Genomic DNA, 861 nt, shown 5'->3' on the forward strand with positions numbered 1-861 from the left:
TGTACAGCTGAGAAGCATGGTTTTGATGGAGATCGATTCCAGACCACTTGCATTCTATCAAGATGATAATTTCATCATCCTTCTTGATCACATAGTCAACCTTCTCACCTTTTTTTGTCCCGATATCCGCAGTGTATTCTGGTATTACTTCCATTGGATTAAATACGTCGTATCCAAGGGCACTGAGAAATGGCATGATGAAGGCGTTTTTTGTTGCCTCTTCCGTTTGAATATGATCCACCTGCTTTGGAATCCTTGCAGCAAGTTCCTTTATCCCGTCAATTAAATCCATATGGCCCCCCCGTATCCGGAATATGTCAACCTTATATGTACTGTTCTTTAACGAAATAACATCTATTTTTGATATCCCGAAGCACCTCAGTGTTGTGAAATTGATGCGATCATAAATTTCATCCGTCTGATCATCGGGAATGGAGTTAATCGCTACAAATTTTGCAAGCGCGTCTTCGGCCTTGTGATAGATTTTGGGACATCCCAGTCCCCAAAATCGACTCGGCCTTTGACAACCTATTTGTGCCCCAGCCGTCCTGGTCACCCAGCACTACGCAACAACTTCGCAAGCTCGTTACTGCTCCGTACTTGGCTCCCATATGACTGGACGCCGCGTTCGGAGGCCTACTTTGTTTTCCCTCTGGCACAAGGCGCGCCGGGAAAACAGTGCGGCCTCGCGGCTACTGGGGTCTACCAGCCTTCGCTTCGCTCTCCATGGCTGGCAGCGTCGGCATTGCCACTTTGGGTTGTTGTCCAGATGCAAAGCGCTCAGGACGGGCGTGGTAAGCGCTATCCAGCGCGCTTTGCTTTTGTAAGGCAATGTCGCTTATAGCGATCAGTAAATGCCTG

General features: G+C 48.1%; 2 protein-coding genes. One reads left to right on the plus strand and one right to left on the minus strand.

All coding sequences use genetic code 11. The annotated features are described in order from the left end of the window. On the minus strand, positions 1-292 hold a 292-nt coding region (locus ACOCD2_RS22740; RefSeq protein WP_293653760.1), incomplete at its 3' end, for a type I restriction endonuclease. A gap of 183 nt (positions 293-475) precedes the next feature. Between ACOCD2_RS22740 and ACOCD2_RS22745 the strand changes: the two genes are divergently transcribed. Then, a complete protein-coding gene (locus ACOCD2_RS22745) occupies positions 476-844 on the plus strand; it encodes a hypothetical protein (protein ID WP_419626194.1) in 369 nt (122 codons plus the stop codon). Positions 845-861: the final 17 nt, after the last annotated feature.

It is taken from the genome of Thiolapillus sp., assembly GCF_048562965.1.
In the GTDB taxonomy this organism is placed as follows: domain Bacteria; phylum Pseudomonadota; class Gammaproteobacteria; order Chromatiales; family Chromatiaceae; genus Thiolapillus; species Thiolapillus brandeum_A.